This window comes from Pseudomonas sp. BGA-UO-ETr-WB11, assembly GCF_059567785.1.
Genome location: NZ_JCAQOS010000001.1, coordinates 1 through 14004, shown reverse-complemented (window position 1 = coordinate 14004; position 14004 = coordinate 1). Strand labels below are relative to the sequence as shown.

Sequence of the window (14004 nt, the reverse complement as noted above, 5' to 3'; positions counted from 1 at the left end):
GCCAGCTCACAGGACTAAATACAAGTTTGCAGAGCGGCGTAATCGATCCGTTAACGCCGGGCAGGATGCCCGGCACGGATGACAGAGGGATGACGATCAGTTGATCGGCGTGGCCGTGAGGTTGGCGCGAATGTCGGCGTTCTGTGCCTTGATGCCATAAATGGCCGTAACGGCACCGCCAACCGGATGGACGTTCTGCAGACGATCGACGTTAACTTCCTTGAAGTGCACTCGGCCGTTTACGGCAAAGCCCAGCGGATCGGGAGATACATCAGTGCCGGCGTTTGGCCCACTTTTGATTTTGACCTTGGTCGGAGCTACGTCCAAATTGAGGTCGGCATTAAAGCCGTAGGTGTTGGCGTTCGGGTCATTGGGATTGCCATCGGATGTGGAGAAGTTGTCCAGCACCAGTTGACTGCCCGTGCCGTTGATCGATTTACCGTTACCGTCGACCGTGCGGTTGGTTTCCCAGATCAGCTGATTACGCTTCTCATCGGTGGCAACACCATTGCTGGCGCTTTCGATGCTGCCATCGCGCACAAATACATTCTTCAGCTTGACCGATACGCCTTCGTTGCCGCGGTCTTCCCAGCGCCCGCCCGCAGCAGAGCATGCACTGGCGGTGGCGCCACTGCCGCCCACGCACAAGGCGCCAGCACCACCGGAGCTAAGAGCCAGGGTCGAGCCTTGCTCATAGCGCTTGAGCACCAGGCGCCCGAGGCTAGTGCCGGTATTGCGATCGCCCCAACGCACATCGGCCACATCCAGCTTCGACCAGTAGGTGCCCTTGCGCAGCTCAACCCCGCCGTTGCTGATGTCCAGCGAGCCATCGCGATAATGCATGTCGTAAGTTGTACCCGACAACCACAACCCCTTGCCGGTCTCATCAACAGTGATCGCAGCCTTGGCCTCGGTGATATAGAAGTCGCCGTTGTAGCGCACGCCATCGCCAACGCTGCCGCCCGGTTGCAGTGTCAGCTGGCCATTGAGGGTGAAATCATAAGCAGGGAAAATCTCCATCAACACCAGCAGCTCGGTGCCGCCCTGCAACGGCGCGGTGGCGCTGCCTACCCGTAAGCCATCGAAGCTGTAACTGCCCTTGACGTTGTTCAGGCCCAAGCGCAGACCGTCAAAATGGCCGTTGTAATTACCCTTACTCATATCACTTTGGGTGCCGGCATAGCAGCTGGCACTGATACCGGCGGCGCAGCTCTTGGTCAGGTCCAGAGTGAACAGGCCCGTGCCATGGGTGCGCAAGCCGCTAAACCACATGCTGTTGCCATTGTCGGTCAGGGACACGGAGCTGTTAGCCATGTTCCAACTCAGGTCGGCGCTGAGCCCCTTCAAGCCGGAATTGACGTCGCCACCGGGGCGCAATTTCAGCCAGTTTTGCTTGAGACCGTCATCAATAAAATTAAGATCGAAGGCCAGGCTGCCCAGCTTCTGATTGGAGGGATTCCCCATGATCAAGCCACCCAGCGTGGCGTTTAGCTTGAGGTCCTGGAACGCCACCTTGGCATAGCTGCCCAGGCCATCCTGCTCAAGATCAACGGTCAGGCCCGAGGTGCTGCTTAACGTGCCGGCAAAGTTCTCCGCACGCAGCACACCCTCATCCTGATACTGGAACAGGCTGTTGCTGATGGTCACATTGGGCTTGATCCGCAGACCTTCGCCGCTGGCACCCCCGCTGGCGATGCTGATACTGCCACCCAGGCGCAGGTCCATGTTGAGCTTGCCGAAGCTGCGACTGGCCGAAGGATCACGAGTGTCCGGAGTACTGGGCGTCACTGCCACACCAGCGACCGGGTCACCATGCGCCAAGTCCAGACCGATGGCGCCGATGTTAGCCACCAAACGCGAATTGCCGAGATCCAGTTTGATCTCCTGGCCGCTGCCGCCGCCGACGATATCAAGATAAACATCGTTCAAGTAGGCATCAAAGGAAGCACCTTTGACGATCAAGTCGAAACCATTATCGCGGTAATAGAAGGTCACATCCGACAGCGACAAGGTACTGTCATCGACCGCAAAACCGCTTACCCCACTGGCTCCGCCGCCTTTGAGTTTGAGGCTGGCGCCAAGGGTATAAAAAGCGCGAAAGTTACCAAAACTATTGCTGCTGCCGGCCATTTCAATGTTGCCGACACTCAGCACCGAAGGTGCAGCATGGTGCTCGATTTGCAACTGATCGCCGACCGCATCAATGGTTGTAGTCGAGGCCACCGCAGCAGTTTGCGGACCACTGCTTACATCCTTGAGGCTGAGGGTTTGACCGTCCTGGCTGTAATTCACACTGCTGGCCGTCAAGCCACCACCGACGATTTCCAGGCTGATGCCATCCTGACCGCTGACGCCAGACAATGAGGCGTCATCCAAGGCTTGCATGGCCTGCGCCACGGGGCTAAGAACAAAGGGCAACAGCAGCAGATAGCGACGCATCGACAGCCCCTTCAATTTTTAGGAAACACCAGGACATTGCCCTGCATGCGAATGCTGCCGTCTATCTTGGCCGAGAAGATATTGGTCTGTTGAAAGCTGGCATCGCCACCATTGGCGACGGTGCCTGCGCTATTGCGCCAACCGCCTTGGTTGGCCACGGCAAAAGCAAAACTGCTGCCTTTGAACTTGACCTCGTTGGGCAAGCCGAACTCCAGCACGTCCTGATTGAAACCCGCGCCATCCCCGGCAAAACCACTGTTAATTACCCGCGTGCGCAGGGTTAGCCCCTCGAAACTGAAGATACCCTTGATGTTATCGAGCACATACCAACCACCAGCGGCCTCAGAGCGCACTGCTAGGCGCATGCCACAGTTCTCCGGCGTAGTTGAGCCCTTGGTGGCGCAACTACGTTCGCCAACCGTCCAGGTGGCCGCATTGGTAGATGCAGGCTTGCTCCAGAGCGGCCCACCATCTTTGTTGATACTGAACTCGCCGGACAGATAAACCCCGCCTTGACCGCTGACATCGCTGAGCGAATCATCCGCCAGGGGGCGTAATTCCGCCTGAGCGGCAACCGCCAGCCATGAACACAACAGCACACCCGACCTAGAGATCATGACTGGTCGCCTTCAGGTAGTTAAAACTCAGCCCGCGAATTTCATTGCTGCCGAAGTTATAACCTCCAGTGGGCGCCACTCCAGCACCAGGGCGAGTCCCGCCAAAGTTGAGGTTATCCAACACCACATTGGTGCGCGGCGCGTTGGCATAAAAGTCAGCAGCCCGGCTGTTGCGCTCGGCCGCCGTGGTAGCCCCAGCCAGAGGATTGGGCAGTTCCAAGACAAACTGGCCATTGCTGGTGACATCGAATAACAGTGGCTGAGTCTTGCCGTAGCCGAGCGCCACATTGGCATAGGAGTTGGTCAGGTAAATGGTGCGCGCGGCCAGCTCGGCAGCGGAGGTGCAATTGGTCGTACCGCTTGCGCAGGAGGTAATTTCCAGGGTTTTGGCAAAGATATTCAGGCGCGCTTCGCCCACCATCTGAGCGCGCGCACTGTCGCCCCACAGACGTAGGTACGAGCCATCCATTGCCAACTCGCCAATATCGATATTGATGACATCGGTGCGACCCGCTGCGACCTGAAAATCAAACCGCACACCCATGTCTATTTTCTCTGATGCCCGGCTGGAGCAATTGTTGCCAGCACCAGCAAAACCGGCGATACAGGCATTGCCGCCAGTGCTGAGGCGCTCAGGAAAGGTCAGTTCCAGAACAGCAACATTACTCGGAGTGGTCTGCACCCACTGGCCATCATCGCGCAGACTGCGCAGGTCTTCGCCCTTGGCCAAGTTGAGCGTAAAGGGATGAGCCAGCCGACCGGTCGTAACCGGATTGAGATTGGCGCCTTTATTACTGCCCGTAGCCCCCAGGTAGAATTCCTTGACCGAGATCGGCACGTTCTGCCCGCTGGCATTGGTAATGTCATTGATGGTGATGGTGGCCTGATTAGCATCTAGGAGAATGTTCTCCAGCACAAAACCAAAACCAGCACCCTGAACTCCAGACAGTTCGTTGTCTTCCAGGGCAACCATCTCCGCCTGGGCACCGACAGCGCTCAGGGCCAGCAGAATCAACAACGCACGCCCCATATTCAACAACCCTTGTTCGCGGCGCCAAAGCAGGTATCCGCGCGCGGGATACCTCCAAAGGCCTGGTCAAAGTTGATATTGATCGGCGCAACCAAATTGCCGTTGGCATCGCGATACTTGGGAATATTTAGGTAAGCGCCTGCGACCGCCTCTTTGAAGGTATTGCTATCCAAGTCCTTCCAAGATACAGCTTGAGACTGCATGGCAATGAAGAAGCCACGGGCAGCACCCTCAATTGCCTGCGTAGAGGCATTGTCCGCAATGGCCGCATTACCGATCGGCAGCGACTGAAACTGGGTCAGCGGAAAACAGGTCGTGGTTCCCGATACGGCGCACCCCTGGGAGGCGAACAAGCTCAGCAACGCACTGCTTAACCCACCGAGGCCACAATTACTGGTGCAGGTAAGCACATCTCCATTCTTCATCCCCGACAGCACACCCCTTATAGCATCAGGATTGCCTGCCGAATTCACCAGCTCTGCATCGGCCTCGATCACCGAATTATCAGAGATACCGGCCAAAGTGAGCAGACCACGTGTAAAGAAATTTGAAGCATCACGAACTGGCTTGGCTGTGCCCTTAATATGCACCGGCACACTGCCAGAGAGCGTCTGAATATCGCCAGACAGCGTGCCTTTGGACTCAGCAAAGCCAACCCGCAGACCAACAATCTTGTTGCCGGAATAGGCCAGCTCAATGAACGGATCATTGATCATAAATGGATTGATCGTGCCCGCCGCATCGTTCACCGAACCCAGTGCAAAGTTGTTGATCAGGATGTCCGACGTCCCGGCCGCCTCCCCGGCGCGACCGTAGAGCCCAAGCTGCAACTTATTCATATTCATCTGGGTTTCGACTTTCAGGCCCAGATTGATCCGGGTGTAATCAATCCCGGCATTGCTATCGGTAGTCAGATTGATAAAGCCCTGCCCGGCCACCTCCGATAGCTCATTGTCGGCCATGGGTTCCAGCTGCGCCTGCGCCGTGCTCGCCAAAACACTGGCAGCCAGCACGGTAAAAGCGCGAAGAACAGGTCGCAAGGTCGCACGCATGGGGCATTCCTTATCAGTCGGACAAACCAGGCCGAAAGGCTCGGCACCGTGATAGCACTATAAGTGCGAGCCGCACAGATACGCCCAACCCATAGTCGAGTAAACCGCTTCCCATCCGCGCCACTGCCGCTGACAACTGTTACCCATTACCACAGCCACGTAACACCACGGACAGCACGGCCAACGCGCCATTGAGCCGAAGGCAGTTGCGACTGCTTTAACACGCCGCGCATGCAGTACAATCGGCGCTTTTCTGGCTTTTGCGCCCCCTTTGTTGCGAGAACCTTCCCGCGTGATGATCGACCCCAAGCGCGTACTGCGCGCCCTTGCCGAACACTGGACGTTGCTGGAGCCGCTGTGCGAACGCTTTGACCAGGGCACCCTGAGCCTGGTGGAACTGCGTAACCAGTTGGCAGCTCAGCTGCCGGCGGGCACGCCGACCGATATCACCGCGCTGCTCGACCAGTGGATTCGCCTGGACATCCTGATTCCAGTGGCGAAAAGCCCTAACCGCTTCGAGCTGAATGCACAGATTCACGACTTTCTCGCCTACCTACGGCGTGAACACCGCCTGGGTTTGTGCCTGGAAATCGAGGCCTACTTGCGCCACTTGGAGCGCCTAGCCAAGTACATTCAGGAAGCCTTCGACAACCGCGACAGCCAGGACCTGGCCCGCCAACTGCGCCTGCTCGACATGCGCGTGCGTGATGTGTTGAAGAAGCTGGCCAACGACGAACAGGCCCTGGTTGGCGTGGCCGAACGAGCCAAGACCAGCGACCGGCAGATCCCGCTGCGCCAGCGCTATGCCGAAGTGCTGGCGACCTGGGACGAATACGTCGAGCCGATGATCCAGCTGGTCGCCGCAGACGGTGCCTTCGAGCAAGGCGTTTATCGCGTCGAACAGGTGCTGTTACGCCTGCTCGGTGAGCAACAGCGTCTCGGTCACCTGGTGGACGACGACCTACTGCTGCGTACCCACGCGCGTATCCTCGACATGCAGACCACCGCCCAGCTGACCCTGCGTCGCGCCCGCGAACTGCTGCTGCCCCTGCGCGAAGAAGCGCGCCGGCACAACGCCGTGACCCGCGGCGCGGCGTTGGCCCTGGCCGCCATCCGCAAGAAAGGTCTGGATGCCGTACCACAAGCCGCCCTGCCATTGTTTACTCGGCCGCAGAGCAACTTTCTCGGCACCGCAGCGCAAGTCGAGGCCTATGTCTACGCCCTGGCGCGCTTCGAACCGAAACCGGCGCAGTTCCCTAAGGCCAGCGGCCCACGTGGCAGCAAACCAACCCAGGCGCCGCGCACCGCTCGGGAAATGCTCGAGCGCTGCGAAAACGCCCTGCCGCTGCCGGACCTGATGACCTGGCTACTGGAACAAGAGCCCGAAGGCGCCACCGACGAGTTGCTCTACTGGTTCTCGCGCCTGTCGCGCGACAGCCGTTTCCAACGCGAGCGCCTAGAGCGCCGCGATTACCTCACCACCGAACATCAGGTCAGCCTGAGTTCCTTCGCCTTGCTCAAGAGCGGAATGCCCACAGCATGACTATCGACCTTAACGAACTGAGCCAACTGGCGCCGATCTTCCGCGAACTGTTCAAGGGCTACCACGTCAGCCGCCGCGACGCCGAGCTGTACAGCCAGCTATCCAACCAGCAGGACCAGTACCGCGCGCTGTTCAAGGCCCTCGGCTTCGAGCTGGTGTGCGATACCCGCGGCTTCTATTACTTCGTGCCCGAGCAGATGGGCGCCCAGGTCAACAAGACCGCCCAGCGCCTGGCGCTGTTCACCTTTATCATCGTCGAGCATCTCGCTGACCAGGGCCGCGACCCACTGGCCGTGCTCGACGGCGGCAGCCTCGGCCGCGATGAGCTGCCGCCGCTGCTGGAGAAATACCGCGACCTGTTCCTCCAGGCCGAAGTGCAGACCCAGGACGAGCTGGAAGAAAAGGTCATGCGCCGCCTGACTCAGCTGGGCTTTGCCAGCGAAGACAACGGCATCTACCGCTTCCTGCCGCCGATGCACCGTTTCCTCGATGTCTGCCTGTCGGTGCAGCAGGACCGCGACCTGGCCGCCAGCCTGCACAGCGCCCTGCCGCTGCCCACCCCGCAGTTGCTAGATGACGACAGCGGCGAAGAAATCATCGCCATCGACAACACAGAAGAAGAAACCGAAGAGCAAGCCATGGCCCGCGCCATCGCCGAAGAGCAGGAGCTTGACGCATGACCCAGGAACGTTACGGTATTCGCCGCTTTGCCTTGCTCAACACCGCCGGCTACAGCCTCGGCCTGTTCCCGCTGGAACAACCGCTGTCGGTCTACGGCGCCAACAACCTGGGTAAGTCGGCGTCAATCAACGCCCTGCAATTCCCGATTTTGGCGCGCATGTCGGACATGAGCTTCGGCAAGTACAACCTGGAACAGTCGCGCAAGTTCTACTTCGCCACTGACACCAGCTACATCCTCGTCGAAGTCGCCCTGCCGCACGGCCCCCATGTGATCGGCGTGGCCGGACGTGGACCGGGCGGCGGTTTCGGCCACCAATTCTTCGTCTATGCCGGCGAGCTGGACCTGGGCCACTACCAAAAAAACGGCACCTGCCTGCGCCAACGCGAGCTGTTTGCCAACCTTGAGCGCGAAGGCATCAAGGCCTATGAAGCCAAGCCGGAAGAGCTGCGCCGCCTGCTGGTGGGCGGGCACACCTCGATCCCGCTGGACCTGACCCTGATTCCGCTGCGTTCCACCAGCGAACAGAGCCTGAAGACCTTCCGCGCGCTGTTTATCAACCTGCTGCACATGCGCGAGATCACCGCAGCCAAACTCAAGCAGCTGTTCCTCGACGCCTTCGAACACAGCCTGCGCTCGGGCAGTGTCGACTACATTGCCGCCTGCGAAGAGGCGTTCCGCGATGTGCGGCGCATGGAGCAGGACTACCAGGCCCTGATCGCCGCCGGCCCGCTGGTGGAAGCCCTGGCCGCCGGCGTCAGCCAGCGTGAACTCCTGCGCGGCAAGCTGCATCGCCTGTCGCCGCTGCTGGATAACCTGCTCGGAGCCTGGCAGGACTACAGCGGCGCGCGCCGCGAAGAACTGCTGATCCAGCACGAACACTACCGCGCCCAGCAAGATGGCCTGCAACACGAACAACGTGGCGGCACCCAGGAGCTGATGCGTCTGGAGCGCGAGATCAGCGAACTACAGCGCTGGCTCGGCGAACTGGCGGTGCTGAAGAATCGCTTCGCCTTGGTCAACGATGTGCAGCAGCTCGAACAACAGTTGCTGGCCGCCAAGGATGCCCATGACGAACTGGCCGGTGCCCTGGCGCAGTCGCGGCAGTTCAGCGCCGAAGACCTCGACGAGCGCCTGCGTGACCTGGAAAAACGCCTCAAGTCGGTCAAGCAGCAGCTCGAACACGCCGACAACAACAGCTACGCACGGCTGCGCGAGGAGTTTACCCAACAGGATGTCGAGCGCCTGATGCGCCTATTCAATGGCGCGCTGTTCAGCCTGCCGCTGGGGGAGAAGGGTATTCAACTGGACGACAGCGGCGCTTGGGTCAAATCCCTCGAAGCGCTACTGGATCGTTTCAAAGGTGAGCACTTCGAGGCGCCGGGGCTGAGCATCGACCTTAGTCATATCGAACCGCCGGCCCTGCAGGCCCTCGCCGACCGTGCTGCCCTGCGCGACCAGAAAGAGCGCCTGGAAAAAGAACTCAAGCAACTGAAAACCCAGCAATCGGTGGCCGCCGACCGCGCCGCCAGCAAGGCCCAGGCCGAACAGTTCTACCGCGAGGTGCTGGAAGCACAGAAGGCCCTGGAGGACTTCCGCCGCAGCCAGACCCTGAGCGTCGAAGAGCCGGACAAACTGACGCAATTGGCCCAGCTTGAAGCCACTCAGGACGAACACAAACGCGCCAGCGACGCTTTTGCCGAGCGCGTGCAACAGCTGTCCGCCAAGCTGCAACTGGTCGGTCGCCAACTCGCCGATCTGGAAGCCAAGGAACGCACCCTCGAAGACGCTCTGCGTCGTCGCCAGCTGCTGCCTGCCGACCTGCCGTTCGGCACGCCATTTATGGACCCGCTGGACGACTCGCTGGATAACCTGCTGCCCCTGCTCAACGACTATCAGGACAGCTGGCAGGGCCTGCAACGCATCGACGGCCAAATTGATGCGCTGTATGCCCAAGTGCGCCTGAAAGGTGTGGCCAAGTTCGACAGCGAAGACGACGTCGAGCGCCGCCTGCACTTGCTGATCAACGCCTATGCGCACCGTCAGGACGAAGCCCTGACCCTGGCCAAGGCCCGCCGCGCCGCGGTCACCGATATCGCCCGGACCCTGCGCAACATTCGCAGCGACTATGACAACCTCGAGCACCAACTGGCGCTGTTCAACCGCGAGATCAACAAGCGTCAGGTGTCCAACCTGGAAAGCTTCCGTATCGTCCTGGCCCCGAACAAGGACGCGCTCAAGCACATCGACCAGATCATCCACAGTGCCGGGCAGTACGAAGAGGGTGAAACCCTGTCGGTGTTCGACCTGACCCAATCGGTGGAGCAGGATTCGCGCAACGAGGAAGCTAAGGAATACCTGGCCCGCCTGGTCGCGGCCAATCACAACCAGTTGGGTTTGAAGGATCTGTTCGAGTTGGCCTTCGAGATCACCAAGGTTGGTGGCCAGCCAGTGGTGCATACCGACATCGACGGTGCGGCGTCCAACGGTACGACCATGACCATCAAGGCGCTGACCAACATGTACCTGTTGCTGCACCTGATGGACCGCGAACAGGCCGGCAAGATCCGCCTGCCCTACTACCTGGATGAGGCGGCCGACATCGACGAGCGCAACCAGCAGGCACTGATCGAAACCAGCCTGCAACTGGGCTTCGTACCGATCCTGGCGTCGGTGAAACCACAAGTGTCGGCCCATGTGGCCATCGACCTGGAGGCTGGCAGCGGCCCTCAGGGCATCTACATCGACGAAGCTGACTGGAAGTACATTCGCCGCCGCGAAAGCAACGCAGAAAAAATCAGCGCGGCCGAACCGGCCTGATTACAACCCGCCACAAACGCCAAGGGCCGCATCTGCGGCCCTTGGCGTTTGTGGATATTACTTGCCGAGAGCGATCTTCGGCGCCCACTGCAACCATTCGTCTTTCGGCTCGCTGTTGAGCACGAAGGTTTGCCCCGCCCGAGCCGGGCCGCCCATTTGCGGATTGTCCGGGGTGGCGAAGGAAATACCGCCCTCCAGCATCGACTCCAGCGAGTCGGTACGCAGCTTCACGCCTTTGAACAACCCGGCATCGACGGTCACCCCGCTGGTGTTCCAGAACTTGGTGGCACTGCGCACCAAGGGTGCATAACGCGGCTCGATCAACACATGCAGCAAGACCCGATCCGCAGTCGCCGACAGCTCGTAATCGACAACCTTACCCACCGGAACTTCACGGTAACTGATGGCTACACCAGGCTTGATTGAGCCTCGCGCCGCGGTACTGAGCACCAGTTTCAAGCCTTTTTGTGAAGGCGACTCGGTTGGCGCCTGCATCTGCGCAACGAAGCGTGTCTGCACCGCACCGCCGGCACTGACGGCCGGCTGTACGTCCAGATACAGGCCCGTTACCAGGGTATCCAGATTGGCCGCTCGGACTAGACTGACCTCGGGCCGAACCACCCAGAACTTGCTGCCGGCGCGGGCTATATGCTCGCTGGCCTTGAGTATGCGTGCATAGAGGATCACCGCCTTGAGGTCGGCGGTAAGCTCAAGCCGATCGACCTTACCGACCTCAAGCCCCTTGTAGCGAATCGGCGTGCCAACATTCAGGCCATCGCCGGTGTCCACCTGAATTTGCACCTCAACACCGGTCTCCAAGGCCTTGTCGCGGTCGGAGTACAGATTGAACTCGGGCAAACGTCCCTTGAGAACCGCCTTGGGATCTGGAGTTTCAAAGGCAATGCCGCCGACCAGCAAGCTCTGCAGCGACTCGCTCTTGACCTCGATACCCGACAAGCCGCCGGTCAGGGTTACGCCGCTGGCATTCCAGAAGCGCGTCGAGCTGTTCACCAGGCTGGCGTACTCCGGCTCGATATGGACGCCCAGCAAGACTTCTTTATGGTCGGCAGACAGCTGATAGCTCTGCACGGCACCAACCTTGACCTGACGAAACAAAATCGGACTGCCCACCGACAACGAGGCCAGCTTGCTGCTGCGCAGCACCAAGTGCCGCCCCGGCACATTGATATCCATGGGTGGGGCTTTGGCTAACGCCTGGAAGCTGCGCTTGGTGGGGGCGCCCTTTTCACCTGGGCGAATGGCAATGTGATTGCCCTTAACCAGCGCCTCGATACCGGAGATACCGCCAAGGGAAATAGACGGCTTAACGATCCAGAAATCCGTACCTTCAACCAGATAGTCCTCAGTGCGAGGATCCAATAGCAACTCAGCACTAGCGCCGATCAGGTTCTCATTGACCTTGATCTTCTTCAGCACCCCGGCCTGGATGCCTTTGTACATCACGGGCGTGCTGCCCGCAGTCAGCCCTTCAAAATCAGGGAGATCGACCAGCACCTTGATCCCGGCCTGGGCGTCGTCAAAGTTGCTATACAGCTTGAACGGCAGGGCGGGATCAGTCGGCGGGCTGTCCGCACGATTCTCCGGTGTCGCGAAAGCAATACCACCGGCCACGATGCTCGCCAGCGATTCGGTACGCACCGTCAGACCACTCAGACTGGCATCAACAGTTACCCCACTGGCGTTCCAGAAACGCGTGTGCTTGCGCACCAGGTTGGCGTATTGAGGCTCGATGAAGACTTTGATATCGACCGTGGACTGATCGTCGCCCAAGGCATAACTGCGCACCCGGCCAACCTGAATCTGCTTGTAGAACACCGGACTGTCGCGATTAAGCGAGCCCAGCCGCTCGGCCTTTAGCGTGATATGCAAGCCAGGGGTGCTTTCCGCCAGAGGCGGCGCCTCGGCCAGCGCAACAAATTCGTGGGTGGGCGTACCGAGGCCGGGGCTGGCAGTGATGTAGTTGCCTGACACCAAGGTGTCCAGGCCGGTAATACCCGCCAGGGTGACGCTCGGCTTAACCAGCCAGAAGCGCGTTTCACTGCGCAAGAAGGGTTCTACATTCTTGTCGACCTCAAGGGTCGCGATGACCCCGCGGTCCTTACCGTCCAGAGGAAACCCCAGGGTCAGCACCTTGCCGATCGGCATCCCTTTGTAAATGAACTGGGTTTTTCCGGCCTCGATACCCTCACCCGAGGCGAACAGAATCTGAACCTCGATACCGGCCTTCTGGTAAGCCTGCCAACCAAGCCAACCGCCAATGAGTAACGCGATAATGGGCAACACCCAGATGGCTGACCAATTGGATGCCGGACGAGTCTTGGCTATAGGTAAATCAGTCATGGTCGTTATCCGACTCCGTGTTATCCCAGATCAAGCGGGGGTCAAAAGTGACAGCGGCAAGCATGGTCAGAACGACCACACTGCAAAATGCGACGGCACCGAAGCCGGCCTCAATCCTGGCAAGGCTGCCAAAATTGACCAACGCCACCAACACCGTGATGACAAAAATATCCAGCATCGACCAGCGGCCGATCCACTCAATGAAGCGATACATCCAGCCCCGCTGACGCGCCGACAAGGGTTGGTGGCGTTGCACCGAGTACAGCAGCAAAGCCAACCCGACCAACTTGAACGTCGGCACCAGAATACTGGCGACAAATACGACGATGGCAATTGGCACCATATCGTAGTGAATGAGTTCAATGACCCCGGACATGATGGTATCCGCCTGGCCCTTGCCCAGCGAATACACCGTCATGATGGGCAGCACATTGGCAGGGATATACATCAAAGCCGCTGTCAGCAGTAATGCCCACGTGCGCTTAAGGCTGTCAGGGCGACGGGCATGAACCTTGGCGCCACAACGGGTGCAGCGCTGATCATCATTGTCTGTTTCCTGCCGATTGAGTTCATGGCACTCAACGCAAATCAAAATACCGGCATCAATGGCTCGCATGGACATCCCCGCCAGCCAAGGCTTCCCAGATCTGGTGCGGTGACATGGTCACTTCCAACCATACCTGGGCAAGCAACAACGCGATAAAACAGCCCAGCCCCACGTCCATCGTCGGCGAGGCAATGTCGACCAACTTGACGATAGAGACCAAGATCCCCATCAAATAGACCTCAAGCATGCCCCACTCGCGTAGGTGGTGGTAAATCCGGTAAAGCAGCAGCCCATAACTACGTCCAATGTCCCAACGAATGCTGAGCAACACTGCCAACTGCATTAAGAGTTTGAGCAGCGGAATGACCATGCTGCAGAGAAACACCACAAGGGCGATGGTCTTGAGCAATCCGCCAGCGGCGTACAGGCTGAGAACCCCGCTCCAGACCGTGTCTTCAGACGTCTGCCCAAGCACGTTGATCTGCATAATCGGCAAGAAATTAGCAGGAATGTACAGCAGCAAAGCAGCAATAACCAAAGCCAGGCTGCGCCGCACCACCTGATGGTTATGGCTGTACAACTCAAAACCACAACGCGGGCACTCCGCGCGCTCACCGTCGGCCAACGGCGGCTTGCGCATCAATAGGTCGCACTCATGGCAACCGACCAGAGCCTCGAGGGGAAGCTCTGATAATTGCTCAGAGCCAGCAGACTCGCTCATCAACAGAAATCCATACGAAAACAACACTTAAAAGAAACGCTACTGTACTTGCAGATTGTGTCGCCGACTTTAAATTTTCTTCGCGCAAAGACAAACCCCCGACCATCTTACGATGATCAGGGGTTTGGTGTAGAAGCTTGACGATGACCTACTCTCACATGGGGAAACCCCACACTACCATCGGCGATGAATCGT

The 14004-nt window shown here is 59.1% G+C and carries 10 protein-coding genes; 3 read left to right on the top strand and 7 right to left on the bottom strand.

What is annotated here, in order from left to right; translation table 11 throughout:
• Positions 1-96: 96 nt before the first annotated feature.
• Genes AC56DI_RS00050 through AC56DI_RS00035 form a run of 4 tightly spaced genes read right to left on the bottom strand, consistent with a single transcriptional unit; the run spans position 97 to position 5138 of the window.
• Positions 97-2439, bottom strand: a complete 2343-nt coding sequence (locus AC56DI_RS00050; RefSeq protein WP_496344373.1) for a DUF6160 family protein — start codon at positions 2437-2439, stop codon at positions 97-99.
• A gap of 11 nt (positions 2440-2450) precedes the next feature.
• Positions 2451-3056 carry a DUF6160 family protein gene (locus AC56DI_RS00045; protein WP_496344372.1) on the bottom strand — a complete coding sequence of 202 codons (606 nt, stop codon included), beginning with the start codon at positions 3054-3056 and terminating at the stop codon, positions 2451-2453.
• Positions 3046-4086, bottom strand: coding sequence for a hypothetical protein (locus AC56DI_RS00040; protein WP_496344371.1), 1041 nt, complete (start codon positions 4084-4086; stop codon positions 3046-3048). The genes AC56DI_RS00045 and AC56DI_RS00040 overlap by 11 nt, the downstream gene beginning before the upstream one ends.
• A gap of 2 nt (positions 4087-4088) precedes the next feature.
• Positions 4089-5138: a hypothetical protein gene (locus tag AC56DI_RS00035; protein ID WP_496344370.1), complete on the bottom strand. Its 1050-nt coding sequence runs from the start codon at positions 5136-5138 to the stop codon at positions 4089-4091.
• A gap of 295 nt (positions 5139-5433) precedes the next feature.
• Between AC56DI_RS00035 and mksB the strand changes: the two genes are divergently transcribed.
• The 3 genes from mksB to mksF are packed head-to-tail and all read left to right on the top strand — an operon-like array spanning position 5434 to position 10180.
• A complete protein-coding gene (gene mksB / locus AC56DI_RS00030) occupies positions 5434-6681 on the top strand; it encodes an Mks condensin complex protein MksB (protein WP_422589546.1) in 1248 nt (415 codons plus the stop codon).
• Entirely contained in the window at positions 6678-7361 is a 684-nt protein-coding gene (mksE, locus tag AC56DI_RS00025) for an Mks condensin complex protein MksE (RefSeq protein ID WP_496344369.1), read from the top strand. The genes mksB and mksE overlap by 4 nt, the downstream gene beginning before the upstream one ends.
• Positions 7358-10180 (top strand): Mks condensin complex protein MksF, encoded by a 2823-nt coding sequence (gene mksF, locus AC56DI_RS00020; protein ID WP_496344368.1) that lies wholly within the window; start codon positions 7358-7360, stop codon positions 10178-10180. Before mksE ends, mksF begins: the two co-directional genes overlap by 4 nt.
• 57 nt (positions 10181-10237) lie before the next feature.
• Here the strand turns inward: mksF and AC56DI_RS00015 are convergent, their stop codons facing one another.
• The 3 genes from AC56DI_RS00015 to AC56DI_RS00005 are packed head-to-tail and all read right to left on the bottom strand — an operon-like array spanning position 10238 to position 13809.
• On the bottom strand, positions 10238-12541 hold the full coding sequence (locus tag AC56DI_RS00015) for a PqiB family protein (RefSeq protein ID WP_496344367.1): 2304 nt from the start codon (positions 12539-12541) through the stop codon (positions 10238-10240).
• Positions 12534-13157 (bottom strand): paraquat-inducible protein A, encoded by a 624-nt coding sequence (locus AC56DI_RS00010; RefSeq protein WP_496344366.1) that lies wholly within the window; start codon positions 13155-13157, stop codon positions 12534-12536. The genes AC56DI_RS00015 and AC56DI_RS00010 overlap by 8 nt, the downstream gene beginning before the upstream one ends.
• Positions 13144-13809, bottom strand: coding sequence for a paraquat-inducible protein A (locus AC56DI_RS00005; protein ID WP_496344365.1), 666 nt, complete (start codon positions 13807-13809; stop codon positions 13144-13146). The genes AC56DI_RS00010 and AC56DI_RS00005 overlap by 14 nt, the downstream gene beginning before the upstream one ends.
• Between the last annotated feature and the right edge of the window lie 195 nt (positions 13810-14004).